The organism is Variovorax sp. Soil_C_17 (genome assembly GCF_057657265.1).
In genome coordinates this window covers 1-248 of record NZ_JBDGIT010000072.1, presented here as the reverse complement: position 1 = coordinate 248, position 248 = coordinate 1, and the positions used below count along the sequence as shown (strand labels likewise).

1 protein-coding gene is annotated in these 248 nt (G+C 70.2%); it reads right to left on the bottom strand.

All coding sequences use genetic code 11. The annotated features are described in order from the left end of the window. The coding region (locus tag AC3A6Y_RS35085) for a hypothetical protein (RefSeq protein ID WP_487872801.1) at positions 1 to 248 on the bottom strand (248 nt) is incomplete at both ends.

Genomic DNA, 248 nt, shown 5'->3' with positions numbered 1-248 from the left:
TCGACGTCCAGACTGAAGAGACTGCTGCCGCTGGCGATCACGACCTTGCCGTTCGGCGCCAGGAAGCCGCGCGGGTAGTACCAGTCGGCCGGCCAGTCGGCGATCTTCGACAGCGTCTTCCAGCCCGAGCCCGGCGTGTAGATCTCCGGCGGTCCCGCGCCGGCGCCGCTTTCGTCGATGCCGGCGGCCGTCAGCACGCGGCCGTCCGCCAGGGGATACAGCGAGCCGTACCAGCGCGCGTACTGCAT